The 16,868-nt window shown below is 70.0% G+C and carries 11 protein-coding genes and 1 tRNA gene; 5 read left to right on the top strand and 7 right to left on the bottom strand.

All coding sequences use genetic code 11. The features are described from left to right. The 5 genes from MKK88_RS14745 to MKK88_RS14725 all read right to left on the bottom strand — a co-directional run. A partial coding sequence (locus MKK88_RS14745; protein ID WP_244000894.1) for a DUF2382 domain-containing protein occupies positions 1-251 on the bottom strand: 251 nt, incomplete at its 3' end. 2 nt (positions 252-253) lie between these two features. Beyond that, positions 254-1,210 carry a PhnA-like protein gene (locus tag MKK88_RS14740; RefSeq protein ID WP_409566667.1) on the bottom strand — a complete coding sequence of 319 codons (957 nt, stop codon included), beginning with the start codon at positions 1,208-1,210 and terminating at the stop codon, positions 254-256. Between the two features lie 72 nt (positions 1,211-1,282). Next, a complete protein-coding gene (locus MKK88_RS14735; protein ID WP_092045733.1) occupies positions 1,283-1,543 on the bottom strand; it encodes a GlsB/YeaQ/YmgE family stress response membrane protein in 261 nt (86 codons plus the stop codon). A 256-nt stretch (positions 1,544-1,799) separates the two neighbouring features. Further along, positions 1,800-1,979 carry a hypothetical protein gene (locus tag MKK88_RS14730; RefSeq protein ID WP_244000893.1) on the bottom strand — a complete coding sequence of 60 codons (180 nt, stop codon included), beginning with the start codon at positions 1,977-1,979 and terminating at the stop codon, positions 1,800-1,802. 105 nt (positions 1,980-2,084) lie between these two features. After that, positions 2,085-3,530 carry a helix-turn-helix transcriptional regulator gene (locus tag MKK88_RS14725; RefSeq protein WP_244000899.1) on the bottom strand — a complete coding sequence of 482 codons (1,446 nt, stop codon included), beginning with the start codon at positions 3,528-3,530 and terminating at the stop codon, positions 2,085-2,087. 312 nt (positions 3,531-3,842) lie between these two features. On the opposite strand from MKK88_RS14725, the gene MKK88_RS14720 reads away from it, so the two are divergent. The 3 genes from MKK88_RS14720 to MKK88_RS14710 all read left to right on the top strand — a co-directional run bounded on the left by MKK88_RS14720 (position 3,843) and on the right by MKK88_RS14710 (position 8,020). Further along, the gene (locus tag MKK88_RS14720) at positions 3,843-5,816 is read left to right on the top strand and encodes an AI-2E family transporter (RefSeq protein ID WP_244000891.1); all 1,974 of its coding nucleotides are present in this window, start codon (positions 3,843-3,845) and stop codon (positions 5,814-5,816) included. A 531-nt stretch (positions 5,817-6,347) separates the two neighbouring features. Further along, on the top strand, positions 6,348-7,547 hold the full coding sequence (locus MKK88_RS14715) for an alpha/beta hydrolase (RefSeq protein ID WP_244000889.1): 1,200 nt from the start codon (positions 6,348-6,350) through the stop codon (positions 7,545-7,547). 248 nt (positions 7,548-7,795) lie between these two features. Then, a complete protein-coding gene (locus MKK88_RS14710) occupies positions 7,796-8,020 on the top strand; it encodes a DUF1236 domain-containing protein (RefSeq protein WP_244000887.1) in 225 nt (74 codons plus the stop codon). A gap of 301 nt (positions 8,021-8,321) precedes the next feature. On the opposite strand, the gene MKK88_RS14705 is transcribed toward MKK88_RS14710, so the two are convergent. Continuing rightward, positions 8,322-14,324: a hypothetical protein gene (locus tag MKK88_RS14705; protein WP_244000885.1), complete on the bottom strand. Its 6,003-nt coding sequence runs from the start codon at positions 14,322-14,324 to the stop codon at positions 8,322-8,324. 665 nt (positions 14,325-14,989) lie between these two features. After that, positions 14,990-15,065, bottom strand: a tRNA-Ala gene (locus tag MKK88_RS14700). Between the two features lie 123 nt (positions 15,066-15,188). Here MKK88_RS14700 and MKK88_RS14695 point away from each other — a divergent pair. Together MKK88_RS14695 and MKK88_RS14690 are read left to right on the top strand one after the other, a co-directional pair. Then, positions 15,189-15,491, top strand: a complete 303-nt coding sequence (locus MKK88_RS14695) for a YggT family protein (protein ID WP_091722957.1) — start codon at positions 15,189-15,191, stop codon at positions 15,489-15,491. Positions 15,492-15,503: 12 nt separating this feature from the next. Beyond that, complete coding sequence (locus MKK88_RS14690; protein WP_244000883.1) at positions 15,504-16,547, top strand: MaoC family dehydratase; 1,044 nt, start codon at positions 15,504-15,506, stop codon at positions 16,545-16,547. The last annotated feature ends 321 nt before the right edge of the window (positions 16,548-16,868 follow it).

Raw genomic sequence — 16,868 nt, 5'->3', positions numbered from 1 at the left:
TCGGCCAGGGTCCGGTTGACGGCCACCCGGGTGACCCCGACGTGATCGCTGCGCAGGGTCTCGCGCAGGACCTCGTCGACCGTCTCGGTCCGGGTCGAGACCCGCACCCGCCCGGTCTCCACCGCCCGCTTGTCGATGCGGGCGATCTCGGTGATCAACGAGAGGACCGCCTCCTCGCCGACGGCGACCTCCGCCGCCTGCTCGTTCTGCGTCCCGGAGGGATGCGGCTCGGTGGCGGCGGGGTCCCCCACGATCAAACCCGACGCTGGGTCGTGACGGCGGGTGCGGTGCGGGTGAGCACCGGGTCGACGGCTGCACCGCGGCCGGCGAAGAAGGCGGCCAGGGCACCGAGGATCAGCGCCAGGGCGCCGTAGAGCGCCCCCTGCGAGCCGACGCGGGCGGCGGTGTCGGCCGCCTGCTTGGCCTGCTCCTTGGTCTTGGCGACCGTGTCGTTGAACTGCTGCACGTATTGGGCAACCTGGGTCCGGGCCTGATCGACCGGGATGCCCTGCGCCTTGGCGAGCGCCTGGGCGGCCTTCTCCTGGGCATCCTTCTGCTGGGAGGCATCACCGGTCACGGCGGCGCGCATGGCGCTGACGGCGGCGTTCTTGAGGGCCTCAGGGTCATTGCCGGTCGTGCCGCGGACTTGGTTCTCGATATTCGAGAACGGGTTGTCCATGCCCGGCAGCGACGGGCCCGCAGCCTGCGCGGCGGTCTTCACCGAGCCGCCGATCAAGTTGCCGGCGCCGCCGAGCGTGCTCGACACCGCGCTCGACGCGCCGCTGACGATGCCGCCGACCGCCGAGGACAGCAGGTAGACGACAACCAGGGTCGAGACCGCCCAGGCGATCAGCCCGTGATAGGCGGTGGTAGTCCGAGCTGGCTTGCCCGAGAGGCGCCCGGCGAGCCAGCCGCCGGCGGTGGAGGCGAGGATGCCAGAGATTACGAACCAGATCCCGGCGCCGGACGAGAGCGACCCGGCGGTCGGGGTGCCGCTGCCGGCCGGGTCGACGGTCGAGAGCCCGATGCCGAGCCCGACCATGTTGAGGATGACTTGGGCGACCAGCGCGATCACGGCGCCGGCGATGACAGCCCCCCAGGAGATGGAGTGCAGCGCCATCGTGCGCATATCCTCGGCCGGGGTGGCCGGGCTGGTGGTCGGCAGGTCGCGGTCATAGGCCGGACGGGTGGTATCGTGAGATAACGCCATCGTAGTAACTCTCTCGTCGGGGTAGTCGGGTCGGGCTTCGGCCGAGGATCGGCGGAAGTGGGTTCGGCCAGGTCAGAGGACCCGGCGGCGGCCCATCAGGGCGTGGTAGAGCCACAGCACCACCACGGCGCCGACGACGGCGACGAGCAGGCTGTAAAGGTTCACCCCGGACACGCCTGGCTGGCCGAACTGGTTGAACAGAAAGCCGCCGACGACGGCGCCGACGACGCCGAGCAGGATGTCGACGACGAGCCCCTGGCCGGTGTTGTTGACGATCTTGCTGCCGATGAAGCCGGCGATCAGGCCGAGGACGATCCAGGCGAGGAGGGACACGGGCGGTCTCCGGGCATGCGCGGTCGGTCGGTGCCGAGGCCACGCGGGAAGGGATGGGGTGTGGGCTACTCTCGGTCACGGCGGTCGCGGTTAAGCGGTTGCCTACCGCCGAACTCGCCTGCGTTCGTCCGCTCGACCGTCGGACCCGATACGCGACAAGCGCCCCCGGGACCGCGATGTTCCGCCGATTAACATCGAATGAAGGCGCGACGTCACCACGTCGGTCAGTGGCGAATATTCGCGATCTACGTTTTCGTCAGTCGACGTCGGGTTCCTGCTTCCGATCCTTGCGACGTTTCTCCCTGGGAGTCGACGGCGTGATCTCGGTTTCGGGGCCGGGATTCCCGGTGAGCTTCTCCAAGGCGTCCCGTACCGAGGCCCTGACCTGTTCCAGGGTCGGCTCGGGCTTGTCCGTCGGCTTGGGTTCGTCGGCCATTCGATTCCTGGTCGACGCCCAGCCTTGCGTCGTATTTAAAGATGGTCCCGGTCCCGCCGCGTGCAAATCGTCGGAACGTACCGGTTCGGATGTTTTATGTACCGGTCAGGTCACCGGGAAGCCGTGGTCACGGCCCCAGACCACGGCCTGGGTGCGCCGGTTGACACCGATCTTGCGATAGAGCGCGGCGGCGTGGTTGCGAACGGTGCTTCCTGACAGGACCAGGGCCTGGCCGATGGCCTTGTCGCTCTGCCCCCGGCAGATCAGGTCGAGCACCTGGCGCTCGCGCGCGGTGAGGTCGGGCATGACGGCCCTCGCCCCGTCACCGGGGTTCCGCAGGACCGAGAGCTTCTCGACCAGGCCGCGGCTGAACCAGGAAGCGTCGGTCATCACCGTCTCGATGGCCGAGTACAGCTCGCGCTCGGAACGCTTGCGCTCGGTGATGTCCTGCAGCACCGCCAGCACGGCATCCTCGCCGTTGATGACCACGCGCTCGGCCGAGACCAGGCAATCGAGCGCCGTTCCACCCCCGTCGCGCACGCAGGTCTCGACGCCGAGGGCCGACCCTTCGTTCGCCAGGGTCGCCTCGAACCGCTCGCGGGCGGCCTCGTCGACCCAGAGGCCGATCTGGGCGACCGTCCGCCCGAGGGTATCTCCCTCGGCACGGCCGAACACCCGGACGAACGCCTCGTTGACGCCCGTCACGGTGCAGTCGCTCGCCCGGGTCAGCACGGTCGGGACGGGGGTGAGCCGGAACGCCTTGGCGAAGCGCTCCTCGCTCTGGCGCAGGGCGGTCTCCGCCTTGCGGCGCGGTTCGAGATCCGCGAAGGTGAACAACATGCAATGGACGTCGCCCATCTCGATGGGTTGGCCCGCGACGATAACCGCGCGGTCGCCGCCGTCCGGCCGCTGCAGGAGCGCTTCCCGATGCGGGATCGGCTCGCCCGCGGTGAGGTGCTCCAGCGCCCTCTCGCGCCCGTGCGCCCCGGCGAGGAGGTCGACCTCGTAGACGCTTCGCCCGAGAAGCCTGTCGCGCGCGTAGCCCGTGATTTCCAGGAAGCCCGCATTCACCCGGACCAGGCGCAGGTCGGACAGGCGCACGATCACCGCCGGCGCCGGGTTGGCGTTGAATGCGCTGTCGAAGCGCTCCTCGGCCTCGAACTGCGCCGAGATGTCCTTGATGATCAGCGCCAGGAAAGTCGGGCGGCCGCCCGCGTCGGTGACGACGAGGCTGCGCAGGGAATGCACGAAGTCGATGCCGGGCCGGTCGGCGTGCCTGACCTCGACGACGACGTCGCGGAAGGTCTCGCCGTCCAGCACGCGCTCGATGGGGTAGCGGCCGGGCGCCCGGTTGTTGCGGTAGCGCAGGCTGAAGCGCGCGCGGTAGGCGTCGACCGTCGCGCCCAGCGCGTCCGGCGTCTCGACCCCATGCATCGCCAGGGCCGCGTCGTTGGCCCAGGAGATGCGCTGGTCCGGCTCGACCAGGATCACGCCCTCGCTCAGGCCGGCGACGAGCTGGCGGAGTTCCGAGCGGTTGGCATCCCTCGCGATGGGTCCCCGCTCGTGGCCATGGCCGCCAGCGCCCCGTGCGCCGGGCGGTTCGACCTCGCGCCCGGGGGAGCGTTGGCCTCCAACCGGCGCATTCTTCGGGTTGACCTTCGGGCTCATGGTCGCCCCCGTAGTCTCGGCTCTGCGTCGCGGCAGGGCTGCAGAGCCGGATCATGTTCGGCAATCCTAGCATGTCGGGCCGTGCGCGTCGCCGTCCGCGACCGAATGACGGATGCTAGGTCCCCCGGGACCAATCGAAGCCTTCTGCGTTGGGTTGCGATGCGCCGCGGAACGCGACGTGACCGGGAATCCCGCATGCCGATGGACGACGCCGTAGCCGCGAAGCCGCCCGCCCAGGTGCCGCCCCCGCTCGTGCCCGGACTGCGCGGCCTGCTGACCCTGGCGGTCGGCGTCGTGCTGATCGCGGCGCTGTACTTCGGACGCGAGGTGTTCATCCCCCTCGTGCTGGCGGTGCTCCTCAGTTTCGTCCTGGCCCCGGTGGTCAACCTGCTGCGGCGGATCAAGCTCGGGCGCGTCCCCTCGGTCATCGTCGCTGTCCTGCTCGCGCTCGGCGTGATCGGCGGCATCGGCGCGGTCATCGGCACGCAGGTGGCCGGGCTCGCCGGTAACCTGCCGCAGTACCAGGCCACGGTCTCGAAGAAGTTCGCCGGCCTGCAGCAGGGCTGGCTCGGAGAGGCCAATCGGGTCATCTCGAAGTTCAGCCACCAGGTCCACGACGCCACCCAAAAGGCGGACGCCGCTGGCACCACCGCGGCGACCGGCCCGGGCGGCGACACCCCGAAGGCGCAGCTCGTCCGCGTGCAGGAACCCGAGATCTCGCCTCTGGCCTTGGCTGAAAAGGTGCTCGGCCCGGTCTTCGAGCCGCTGACGACCGTCGGCATCGTCCTCGTCGTGGTCGTGTTCCTGCTCCTGCAGCGCGAGGACCTGCGCAACCGCATGATCCGCCTGTTCGGGTCGAGCGACCTGCACCGCACGACGGTGGCGATGGACGACGCCGCGGGCCGGCTCGGCACCTACTTCCTCGCCCAGCTCGGCATGAACGCCGCCTTCGGCGTCATCGTCGGCGTCGGCTTGTGGTTCATCGGCGTGCCCAACCCGTTACTGTGGGGCGTGTTCTCCGCGCTGATGCGCTTCGTGCCCTACATCGGCGCCTTCATCTCCGGCATCCTTCCGGTCGCGCTCGCCGCCGCGGTCGATCCGGGCTGGAACATGGTCATCGCCACCGCAGCACTGTTCCTGATCGCCGAACCGATCTTCGGGCAGGTGATCGAGCCGTTGCTCTACGGCCACTCCACCGGGCTCTCGCCGTTCGCCGTGATCGTCTCGACCCTGTTCTGGGGTTTCCTATGGGGGCCCATCGGCCTGATCCTGGCCACGCCCTTTACGGTCTGCCTCGTCGTGCTCGGCCGCCACGTCGACAGCCTGGAGTTCCTCGACATCCTGCTCGGCGACCGGCCGCCGCTGACGCCGGTGGAGAACTTCTACCAGCGCATGCTGGCAGGCGACCCGGACGAGGCGCGGGATCTCGGCGAGGCGATGCTCAAGGACCGCTCCTTGTCGTCGTACTACGACGAAGTTGCACTGAAGGGCCTGCAGCTAGCCGCCAACGACTACGCCCGCGGCGTCGTCACGCCAGCGCAGTTGGAGAACATCCGTGCCTCGGCGAGGTCCTTGGTGGAGGATTTCGAGGACCACCCCGACGTGGAGCCGGCCGGCACGGACACGACGGTCAACCCGAACGACACGCCGACGCTCGCCGAGCGCGCGCATCCGAAGAACGAGGCCGTACCCGGCCGGGCGCCGTCCCAGGATGCGCTACCGGAGTCGTGGCGCGGCGACGCGCCGGTGCTATGCCTTGCCGGGCGGGGCCCCCTCGACGAGGCGTCCTCGGCGATGCTGGCGCAACTGCTGCGCAAGCATGGGCTCGGGGCGCGAGTGACGGCCTATCAGTCCGCTTCTCGCGAGGGCATCCGCGACCTCGACCTCTCGGGCGTGGCGATGGTGTGCATCTCCTACCTCGATATCACCGGCAACCCGTCGCACCTGCGATATTTGCTCGAACGACTGAAGCGACGTGCGCCGGGAATCCCGATACTCGTCGGCCTTTGGCCCGATGGCGAGCAAGTTCTCACCGACGCCTCCCTCGGGCGGCAGGTCGGGGCCGACGCATACGTTTCATCCCTCCGCGCCGCCGTGGAAGCGTGCGTAAAGGCGGCCGGCGGTTCATCCCGCGACGGCGAGGAGCCCATCGCGGCGAACGCGGCGTAGGAGCAAAAGGATGAATCCTGCCGCAGCTAGGCCGTTGCGGAGGCAACATACCGTCAAGTCAGGACGGCCGCCGTGAAGACTGTCCTGGTCGCCTTCGTCGCGTCCTCGATGGTCGCTCCGTCAACTGTCGCATCCGGGACGACTTACGATCCACGCGAAGCCCGCATCGGCGAGGACGGCGAATAAGGACGGCGTTTTCCAAGCCGTCGCGACGGAATCTGCCCTGGCCAAGAAGGTCCGCGTGCTCCGCGCAACGCCGTACGGGAACTGATGGCATTGCGCTGATGACCCTGTCGTCTGATGAGATAGGAAGGGCATCGAGCGTTCCGTCTGCCTGCCGCCGCAATCAGCCCGTATGCGGGTTATACCCTCGACGGTCCGGGAACCCGTCTTGGTTCAGGCTGCCGCGCGGGTGCGGGTCGGGGAATGCGAGTGTTCGTGAGGTACGTTGGCGACGGTCGATTGCTGCTTGCCACAGTTGCGCTCGTCGCATTCATAGGCCTCGGCGCATGCGGCGGTCGCCCCACGGGTGTGCTCCTGCCAATCGCCGACGCGGCGCCCGTTGCCGGCACGTCGCACGTCGACATGCTGGTGGCCTCGACGCGCAAGTCGGCGACCGACCGTGGTGTGATGTTCTCCGGCGAGCGCGGCGATGCGGTGACCTACACCGACCTGTCGGTGTCGATCCCGCCGGATGCCACCCGACAGCCCGGCACCGTGCAATGGCCGGAGCGCCTGCCCGGCAACCCGGCGACCGACTTCGTCGCCCTGCGTGCGGAACCCGTGGACCGAAACAAGGTCTCGGCCTGGACCGGCAAGGCGGTCCGTGGACGTGCTAAGCGCCACGTCTTGGTGTTCATCCACGGCTTCAACAACAAGTTCGAGGACGCCGTCTTCCGCTTCGCCCAGATCGTCCACGATTCCGGGGCGGAGGTCGCGCCGGTGCTGTTCACGTGGCCGTCCAAGGGCAGCGTGCTGGCTTACGGCTACGACAGGGAGAGCACGAATTTTTCGCGAAACGGCCTGGAGACGCTGCTGCGGGATCTCGCCAAGGACCCTAACGTCGGCGAGGTGACGGTGCTGGCCCATTCCATGGGCAACTGGCTGACCCTGGAGAGCTTGCGCCAGATGGCCATTCGCGACAAACGCGTGGCCCCGAAGATCCGGAACGTCATACTGGCCGCGCCGGACGTCGACATGGACCTCGCCCGCGAGGCATTCCGCGATATGGGCCCGGACCGGCCGCGGCTGACGTTGATGGTTTCGGGTGACGACCAAGCCCTTGCGGTTTCGCGCCTCGTGTGGGGCGACAGCGTGCGGCTCGGCGCCATCGATCCGACGGTCGAGCCGTACCGGTCCGAGCTGGAGCGCCAGAACATCGGCGTCCTGAACCTGTCGGCGGTAAAGTCGGACGACCCGCTGAATCACGGCAAGTTCGCCTCGGGAGACGTCGTCGCGTTGCTCGGCAAGCGCCTCGCCGACGGCCAGCCCATCTCGGACGGCAAGGTCGGCATCGGCGACCGGCTCGTGAGCACGGCGGCGGGCGCGGCATCCACCGTGGCGACAGGCGCGGCCCTGGCGGTGGCTGCCCCCGTGGCTATCATCGACCCGCAGACGCGCGAGACCTACGGCGAGCACCTCGCGAACGTCGGTAGCGGCCTCAAGGACACGGTCGGCTCGACCGCCGACCTCGCCACCGCGCCCGTGCGTGCGATGACCGGGGGTCGCTGACCGTCCGATCCCACGTCGGGACGACGAACCCGGGTTCGCCGGCGTGCGAGGTGTCGAAGACGATGGGTAAGCTCGAATTGACCGTCGCGGCCGCGGTGCTGACGTGGGCGGGTCAGGTGCGAGCCCGGGGCTGGAGCATGGGGCACAGGAGGGGGCCAACCGAGGCGAGACGATCGGCGGTCCTTTCCGGGCGGCCGTCGGCGGCGCCATCGGCGCGGCGGTGGGTGCCGCCAACGGTATCCTCCGCGTTGACCGCCGCGCGCGTTCCCCCCGTCCGTGCCCTGGGCGAACGGCGACCATCCTTCGCCTACGCAAGGCCCCTCCGGGTCGGGGTCGTCCTACCCGAGGACGATGTCGTCTACTATGACGTGCCCACCGGGTTCACCCCGCCGAACCACAACCACATCGTCGTCAAGGACCATCCCGTTCTCGTCGACCTGCGTACGCGGCACATCGTCGAGGTGATCGAATAAGTCTGGCGGTTGCCTGAAAGGAATTGCCGTAAGCCACGATCTCGGCCTGGCTTCTCTCGTGACGCTCCTGTCGGTCTCGTCCGGTGTTTCCGCCGACCGAGGACGGGGGGAACTCACCGCCGAGCGACCGGCTTCGGCTTCCGTTGGCCGACTTCCCGTCCCCCAGGCGTCGGATGAGGGCATCGTGCCCGGGCGACCGGTGGCTCGGGAGACCCCTGGACCCTGGGGTGGGCGGGCGACCGTGGGGCGGTCGCGACGCCGCCAACCACGATGTCGGCACGCCTTGGAACGGTTGTCACTGTCAGCGCTGCTCGCGACGCAGGTCGGGCGGCTCCCTGCCCCTGAGGTCCAGCAGGACGGGCCACAGGGCTCCCCCAGTCTCGGTGTCGCCCAGGCGAACGGCGGCGTCGAGCCTGGCGGCGGCGGCTTCCCTGCAGTCGGGCCAAGCATCGACGGCATGGCGGATGCACTCCGCGAAGGCCCGGAAGCGCTCTGGCAACGGACGGTCGAGACGTAGCGCGAACTCCAGGGCCGCCTCGACGAGCAAGGCCAAGGCGGCCGGGGCGCCGGTGCCGCCCGACGTGATCTCGACCTTCCTTCCCGGCCAGCGGGCCGCCGACCGACGGGCCTCCTGACCGAGGACCGCATGCATCCCGGCCTCGTCGCCGGCGCGGGCCAGCAATCCCGCCTCCACCGACAAGATGCGCCGGACCGCCATGCTATCGGGCTCGAAGGAAGCCGTACCCTGGCCCGCATCCAACGCGGCCCGCATGCGCCCGGCGGTCGCTCCGGAAACGCGACGGGAATCCACGAGGGATAGGAGCGGGCCGACGAGGTGTCGGGTCTCGGCACCCGTGGCGCCGTCCACCAGCACCGTCGCGAGGGCGTCGTCGTTGCGCCGCGAGAAGGGATGCCCCTCGCCCAGCCATCGACCGAGGGCCTCGTCGGCGAGGGGATCCAGGGCGGGCCACGGGGGACTGGTCCCGGTTTCGCGTGGCGCGACCAGTCCCAGGTCCGGGAACCAACCCTCGGCACCGGGCGTCCCGCACGCTTCCATCATCGCATGGACCGCCGCCGACGAGGCGCACCTGCCGAAGCCCTCTCGGATGGCCTGCGCGACGAGCGACGCCTTGAAGCGCATCTCGGTGAGATCGACCGTCAGCGCCTGGTACCAGTCCGGCGTACCGGTCTCCTCGATCCGCTCCGCGAGCGGGAACGCGGTGTGGCCTTCGAGCCAATGCGCGATTTCCCCGAAATCGTGGCCGGATGGACAGAGATGTTGGATCACCTGGTCCGCGTGGCACCAGAGAAGGCCGAGCCGCACCCTGGCGTCGAGGTCGCGCCATGCGGGATCCCGTACGGCCGCCGCAGCGAGGTGCCGCGCGACGGCGACGAACATCGCCCCCTGCGTCCCTGCTGCTTCGAGAAGGGCCGCGAGCGCCGCATCCAGCGAATCCTGGTCGGTCCCCGCCGACACGAGGGCACGGAGTTCCAACGCCGCCAGTAGGGGGGAGATGCGTCCTCCCGCGCGCCCTGCGCGCGGCGGGATCTCCGGGGCCCAGGAGCGACGTAAGTCCTCCGGAAGCTCGAACGGCAGGCCTGCAAGCCTCCTCATGGCTTCCGCGGGTGGGAACCCGTTCGCAATGGCTTCGACCATCGTGGCGGCGACGTCGTCCGGGTCGATTTCGGGCGTGATCCGGAGATGGGCCGCGACCGCGGCGGGTGCGGGAAGCGCGAAGTCGTCCAGCCTGAGGGTACCTTGTGAACGGGCCCGTTCCCCCTTTCGCGCCAGGCTGCCGTGGAGGTTTCCATCGAGCAGCCGCTCCAGTGCCACGAAGCGGGCATCGACGTCCTCGATAGCCTCGACGGCGACGAGCGCGTCGTCCGTGACCGTCCCGAGAGGGTCCAGCAACCGGGCACGCTCTAGCGGGGGGATCGAGCGCTCGACCGAGCGGGGCGACAGGAGCGCGAGCGTAACGGGGTCGACCCCGGTCCGGTGACCGTCGATGACGAGCACCGCCCCGCCCGGCGCGACCTCGACCGTGCCGGTGCGTCCGCCCAGGAGCCGGAAACGCCCACCGTCGCCGATGGCCCCGGAGGGGTCGGTGACGCGACCGTAGGCCGCCGAGACCTCGGAGAGCAGGGCCTCGCCCCTCACCCCACCCTCGTCCTCCGATCCGATAGTCAAGACCATCGCGGCCGTCGTGCCGAGCCCCTCCCTGATGCCCGGCATCCCCATCAGCTCGTCCGACCACCCCGGGGGCAGGAGGTCGACATAGTCGCGCGCGAGCTTGGCGAGGCTGGCCCGGAGCGAGCGCTCCTGCTCGGCGGGGACGTCCGCGGGCATCGTGAGGATGTCCCGCAACTGGCCGGCGATGATTGCGAGGACCGCTGTACGGGCCTCGGGGTCGGCTTCGGTAAGGGGGCCGCCACAGGCAGCCATCACCCACGAGACGAACTCAGCCCAGGGCGTGTCGGTACCGGCTCGCCCCCCCAGCATGGCGAGGAGCGGGGCGTCGAGAAGGAAGGCGAGATGGAGGATGCGGAAGTTCCGCCGCGCCTCTACGGTCGCGTCGCACGGTTGGCCGACGATCCGGTCGATGCGCAGGTTCGTCCAGACCCATGCGGAGCGCGCCTTCCGGTCGTCGAGCGGTGGGTCGGGTTCCTCCCAAATCCGGACGAGCAGGTCCCGAAGCAGCCCCCAGGCATCCAGCAGGCGTCGTGCCTCGCCGACCACGCGACCGTCGCCGGCCGCCCTGGAAACGGCGTTCGGATCGATATGGGCCAGGAGGACGGTCTCGCGGGCCATCCAGGTCCGCAGCCCCGCGAGCGCGGGCGTCTCGACGAGGGCCGCCTCGCGGACCGGCGCCGAGCGCAGCGCCTCCAGGAAGGGCTCCGGGTCGAGCGGCAGATAGGCGTAGCCGATCCGCCGGGCCTCGCGCAGAATCTCCGCACGCCGCGCCGGGCCTGCGTTCCCGGTCCCGGCCATGTGGTCGAGGAGGTCGGGAAGGTGGACGACCCCGTCCATCCTGTGATGCGAGAGGGCCCTGTCCTCTATCCAGAGCCGCTCCGCGTCGCGGTCGTGGGCGGAGAGCACCTCCTGTAGGCAGCGCACGTGCGCCGGCACCGGCTCCCCCACCGCCTCGGTCGGCGGCAGTCCGACAGTGGTCCAGGCTCCGCCCGCGAGGCGTTCGGCGAGCATGCGTCTCAGTTCGGCGACGCGTCCGCGTATTCTGCCTTCCTCCGTGACGTCGGCGAGTTCCCGCCGCATCAGGTCTGCCTCGCCGGTCGGCAGGTAACAAGGCGTCGCCCGCGCGACCTGCTCCAGCACGGTCGCAGCGGCGAGGCGGGTGACAGCGGCCCGTGTCAGTACGATGCCGCCCCCCGGATCGGCGCCCGGCGCGCCCTCGACGCGCATGGCGCTCGCGACGCCGTCGGCACGGTCCCTGTCGAGGTGGCCGGCCAGGAACGCCCGATGGAGCAGGGTCCCGATCACGTCGGCGTTGAATTCACCCGGGCGCCCGGGCTCCTCGGCGGCGAGCGCGGCGGCAGGGACCTCCCGGACGAGGCATACCGCCGAGCGGCCGTCCAGCACCTCACGGACGGCCGAGACGACCTCGGCCGAAGGGGCGTGGAAGCTCGCCTCCAGCTCGATCAGCGCCTCGGCCGCCCCGAGCGGCACCTGGAGGCGGAACCGCTCCTCAAGGTCCGGAAACATCCCCAGCCGGCTGGCCAGGAGCAGGGCCGAGAGGTCCAGGCGCAGGGTCGTCGCCCCTCCGAAGGGCGGCGGTGGTGCGCGCCTGCCGCCGGACAGGAGGAGCATGGGGAACGCGTCCCCGAGATGGTCCCTCCGGAACGGCGCCTCCGCGAGGAACATCCGACCGAAGGTCTCGATCTCCGCGGAGGTGACGAGCGCGAACGGCATCCGTCCGCCGAGCCATTCGCCGAACCGCTCGCGATGCTCCCGCGACAGCGTGTCGATGAACGCCAGCGCGTCCTCGACGCGGTCGAAGCGCGTCAGGGCGCGCCCCGCGACCGGGTCGGTGAAGAGGACCCGCATCATGTCTTCCCTGACGTCGGCGAGGCTGAGGTCCGCGGCGAGGGCGCCGATGGCGGCAGCCATCTCCGGGGGCGTCGCCTCGCGGGTCGCGAACGTCAGCAGGCGTCGGGCGGTTTCGGGAGCCGTCGCCCGGAGCGTGTGCGCCACACCCAAGGCCCGCTCCGGGGCCAGGGTGCCGCGGTCGAGCGCCCGTTCCGCCTCGGTCCGCAAGCGGTCGAGGTCGCCGATGCGGACGTAGGCATCCAATATCCGCGCCTGGGCGAACGCATCCTCGTCATCCCGACGGAGCGCCATCAGGTCGGCGAGGACCGGTTCGTGACGGCCGAGTAGCTCGTTGGCCGAGATCCGCAGGTGGACGAGGTCACGCGACAGGGTGTCCCGACCCAACGCGCGCATACCTTGGTCGAGGACGAGCAGGCCGCCCTCGGGATCGCCGGCGCGGATCGCACCGAGGGCCGCCAACTCGGTCGCCCGGGGCGTCGCCAGCGCGGCCAGCGCCGCGCGGAGTCGATCCAGTTCACGCCATGACCCACGCCATGTCAGGAACTCTGCGGCCGAGAGGATTGCTTGCGAAGATGTCCCGGGGGCAAGCACGGACTCGGCCACGCCGGCGTCGTTCCCGGTCTCCAGGGCGACGCGTACCGCCATCGCGAAGTCGTCGCTCCCGCGGGCGCCGTTGTCGCCGAACTGCGCGCGCCACCCTTCGAGGAAAGCCGCGGCGCGCGGGAACCGCGCCTCGTACCGGCGGATCTGCGCGATGCCCCGCTCCGGGTGCTCGTTCCCGGCGCACAGCAGGGCAAGGACGACGAGATGGGCCTCGGTGGCCCGTCCGGCACGGAGCGCGACGTGGTAGCGCCGTTTCACCCGGCCGGGACGTCGGACGAGACCGGACTGGGCGGCCCACGCGACGGCCAACGGCTCCGGCAGGGGGCGCTCCAACAAGGACGCGGCGTAGGAGGCCCCCTCCTCGAACCTCGCCGGGTTGAGGAGGAGTGCCGCCAGCCGCCAGACCTCGATCTCCGGCCTCAGACGCTCCTCGACGGAGGTTGCGGCACGCTCGAAGTCGTCCGCCGCCGCGGACAACGCCATCCGCGCCGCCTCGCCGCCACGGAGGAGCCCTGGCTGGATGGGCTCGGGCGCCGGGCCGACCTGGGGACGGACGCCCTGGGCCAGGGCCGAGTAGAAGCGGACCGTCGCCAGGGTGAGCAGGGGAGCGAGTTCCCCGGGCGCCCTTTCAATGGCGGAGCGTGCGTCCGCTACGGCATCCCGTATCCGGCCTTCCAGCAAGGCGACGATGGCCCGGACGCGGAGGATCTCCGCGGTCACGGCATCACCGGTGGCCTCGGCCAGGACCGCCCCCGCCTCATCGATTCGGCCGGCCTCCACCAAAAGGGCGGCTCTCGTCTCCCGCTCGCGCGAAGTCGATGGTGCGTCCAGCGCGGCGAGGGCCGCTTCCATCCCGGCGGTCGCGCGGAGGAGCAGCGCGCGGGGGGACGCGTCCGTGGGTGACGTGGTGCGGTCGGCCTCATCGAGCAGACCCTCCGCGGCGGCCGTCTCGCCGTCGCGGAGGTGCAACATGGCGACGGCGGCGAGGGACCGGGCCTTGGTCGCGGGTTCGAGCGCGTCCCATGTCTCGGGGCTCGCGCGCGTCTCGTCGAGCCAGGCACGCAACTCGCCCGTTCGTCCGGATCGCGCGGCCGCGAGCGCCGCTTCGAGCGAGGCCGACAGGGCCGCCCCCATCGGGCCGGAGAGGAGACCGGTGGCCTGGGCCAGCGCCTGTTGCGACAGGCTTGGTGCTTGCCCGGCCGACGTGCCGAGGGTCGCCGGCGATGCGGTCGGCGTCGACGTCCCGGCCGTCGCCGAGATGGCATCGACCCAGTACCGGTTGAAGTAGCGGTCGACGAGGTCCACCTCGCGCCGCAGGATCTGCGAGATCCCGTGGGTGTTCCACAGCCGGAACTTGATGCCGCGCGCCACGAGCTGCCGCGCCAGGTCCCGCGCGGCCTCGTTCATTCCGTCGTCGTTGATCTCGTGCGTGACGGCTAGGATGAAGTAACCGACGGACCGGCCCCGCCAGTGCCCGTCGAGGTGGTCGACGAAGTCCTGTATCCAGACTCGGAAATCCCAGGCGTTGACGTCGCGGTAGCATTTGGCGGAGACGACGACCACCGGCTCGCCCAGTTCATCGAATCCCTCGACGTCGACGCCGAACTGCTCGACGCCGCTCGTGCGCTTCAGTGCCACCCGGACGACGAGGTCAGGAAAGGCGACGGGGACGATATCCCGGCAGAGCTCCTCGAATGCCCGGCTCCCGACGTCCGCGAGCGGAAGGAGCGCGGCCCTGTGGCCGGAGGGAGGCGTGATCGGGCCCGCGCTCGTCTCGTGGGTCGGGGCTCTATACCCTGGCGGTACCGCGCCGGTACCCGGCTTCGCCTTCGGGCGCCTGACCCGAGGCTTGCACGCTTGTCGTTCGCCTGGGCGAGGTGCGGACCCGTCATCGGTCCCGTCACGATCCGGCGTCCGCGAACTCATTACGCTGCCCGAACGCCGATCCGCCTTCATGCGCCCCGCGACGCGAAACCGACCGCTAACACGGTTGGCAGCAGGAACAAACCGTGTTCATTCCGTGGGGGCGGATACGGGGGTGACGCGCCGAATGGACTGGGGCGGCGCGAACCACCGGCCCGCCGGAGCCTCGTCTCGGGCGCTTTAAGATGATGACCGCGAGGGCTGGAACCGCCGAGTTCACGTCCGTGACCGATTTTGCGGTTGCACGTGGGAAAAGGTGGGATGGCGTCCGTGTTACTGGGACTTATCAACCGGGCTCGATGGGACTTACTGGGACTTACTCCGGGACACGACCCAGCTAAGTCATTGCCACGCAGACCTTTTTCAATGCGAAAAATGCCTGGTGGAGCTGAGGGGATTCGAACCCCTGACCTCCGCAGTGCGATTGCGGCGCTCTCCCATCTGAGCTACAGCCCCGTCGAGGCGCCGGCCTTGTAGGCGCGGGCGGCTCAGCCTGTCAATTCCCTGTTTCAACGCCGCCCGCCGCGTGCCGCTCCGGCGCCGGGATCCGGGTGGCCCGAGGATAGCGCGCGAACCCGCATGAACGCCCTGATCTGGCTCTTCGACACGGTCGTCCAGCTCTTCATCTACGTCCTGATCGCCAGCGCGGTCCTGAGCTGGCTCGTGGCGTTCAACGTGGTGAATGTGCGCAATCCGATCGTCGCCCAGATCGGCGAGGTGCTCTACCGGATCACCGAACCGGTGCTGCGGCCGATCCGCAACCTGCTGCCCAATCTCGGCGGCGTCGACATCTCGCCGATCATCCTGATCCTGCTGCTGCTGTTCATCAGCCGCCTGCTGCACGAATATGCCGTGCCTGCCACCTACGTTTACGCGCAGTAGGATCGCCCGCCCGTGAAGACCAATCCCGGCCGCTTCTTCGAGGATTTCCGCCTCGGCGAGACCATCCGCCACGCGACCCCGCGCACCGTGACGACGGGCGACGTGGCGCTCTACACGGGCCTCTACGGGCCGCGCTTCGCGGTCCAGTCCTCGGACGCCTTCGCGCGTGCCTTCGGCTACCCGAAGAGTCCGCTCGACGACCTGCTCACCTTCCACATGGTGTTCGGCAAGACCGTGCCGGACGTCTCCCTCAACGCGCTGGCCAATCTCGGCTACGCGGAGGGCGGGTTTCGGCGGCCGGTCTATCCGGGCGAGACCCTGTCGACCGTCTCGGAGGTGATCGGCCTCAAGGAGAGCTCGAATCGCCAGACCGGCGTGGTCTATGTCCGCTCGGTCGGGTCCGACGAGCGCGGCGAGACCGTGCTGAGCTATTGTCGCTGGGTGCTGGTGCGCAAGCGCGACCCCGAGGCCGCGATCGCCGAGGAGCATGTGCCGAGCCTCGCCAAGGTGGTGGATCCGCAGGACCTCGCGGGGGCGCTGCCGCCGCTCTCGGCCACCGCCTACGATACGGATTTGGCCGGCAGCCCGCACCGCTTCGCGGATTACGCGGTGGGCGAGAAGATCGACCATGTCGATGGCATGACCGTCGAGGAGGCCGAGCACCAGATCGCCACGCGCCTGTTCCAGAACACCGCCAAGGTGCATTTCGACGGGCTGGCCGCCAAGGACACCCGGTTCGGCCGCCGCCTGATCTACGGCGGTCACGTGATCTCGCTCGCCCGGGCGCTCAGCTTCAACGGGTTGGCCAACGCCTTCGCGCTCGCCGGCATCAATGCCGGCCGGCACGTGGCGCCGCTGTTTGCCGGCGATACGGTCTATGCCTGGAGCGAGGTCCTGGCGACGGCGGATGTCGGCCGCGCCGATGTCGGACTCCTGCGCCTGCGCACCGTCGCCACCAAGAACCAGCCCTGCGGCGCCTTCCCGAACCGCGACGGGGAGGGCTACGATCCGGCGGTGATTCTCGATCTCGACTACTGGGCGTTCGTGCCGAAATAGGCCGCGGAGCCCGGTCGGTCCGGGAGCCCGAGGCGTGACCAAGGCCCAGGGAAGGCCACCGTAACGGTGCGGCGTGCACGGCCGGAGGATGCGCCGGTCCTGGCCGCGATCCACGTCGCCCCGTGGTACGAGACCCATGGCGGCCTCCTGCCCCACGACATGTTCGCCGTCCTCACCGTCGAGCTGCGGCGCTCATGGTGGGCGCATCTCCCCTGCAACCCGCCCACAGCACCCGGCGGCGCGACCTGCCGGGTCGAACTCGACGGAGCGGCGGTCGGGTTCGGTACGTGCAGCGGCCAGCGCTCGGACGTGCTGTCGACG

The sequence above is a fragment of the Methylobacterium sp. E-005 genome (genome assembly GCF_022829725.1).
In the GTDB taxonomy this organism is placed as follows: Bacteria; Pseudomonadota; Alphaproteobacteria; order Rhizobiales; family Beijerinckiaceae; genus Methylobacterium.
The sequence above is the reverse complement of the archived record's forward strand: the minus strand, read 5'-3'. Positions and strand labels throughout refer to the sequence as shown.

Coding starts and splice junctions, on each gene's coding strand:
- MKK88_RS14720 (WP_244000891.1), top strand. CDS start 3,843: ATGCCGATGGACGACGCCGTAGCCGCGAAGCCGCCCGCCCAGGTGCCG.
- MKK88_RS14740 (WP_409566667.1), bottom strand. CDS start 1,210: ATGGCGTTATCTCACGATACCACCCGTCCGGCCTATGACCGCGACCTG.
- MKK88_RS14730 (WP_244000893.1), bottom strand. CDS start 1,979: ATGGCCGACGAACCCAAGCCGACGGACAAGCCCGAGCCGACCCTGGAA.
- MKK88_RS14695 (WP_091722957.1), top strand. CDS start 15,189: ATGAACGCCCTGATCTGGCTCTTCGACACGGTCGTCCAGCTCTTCATC.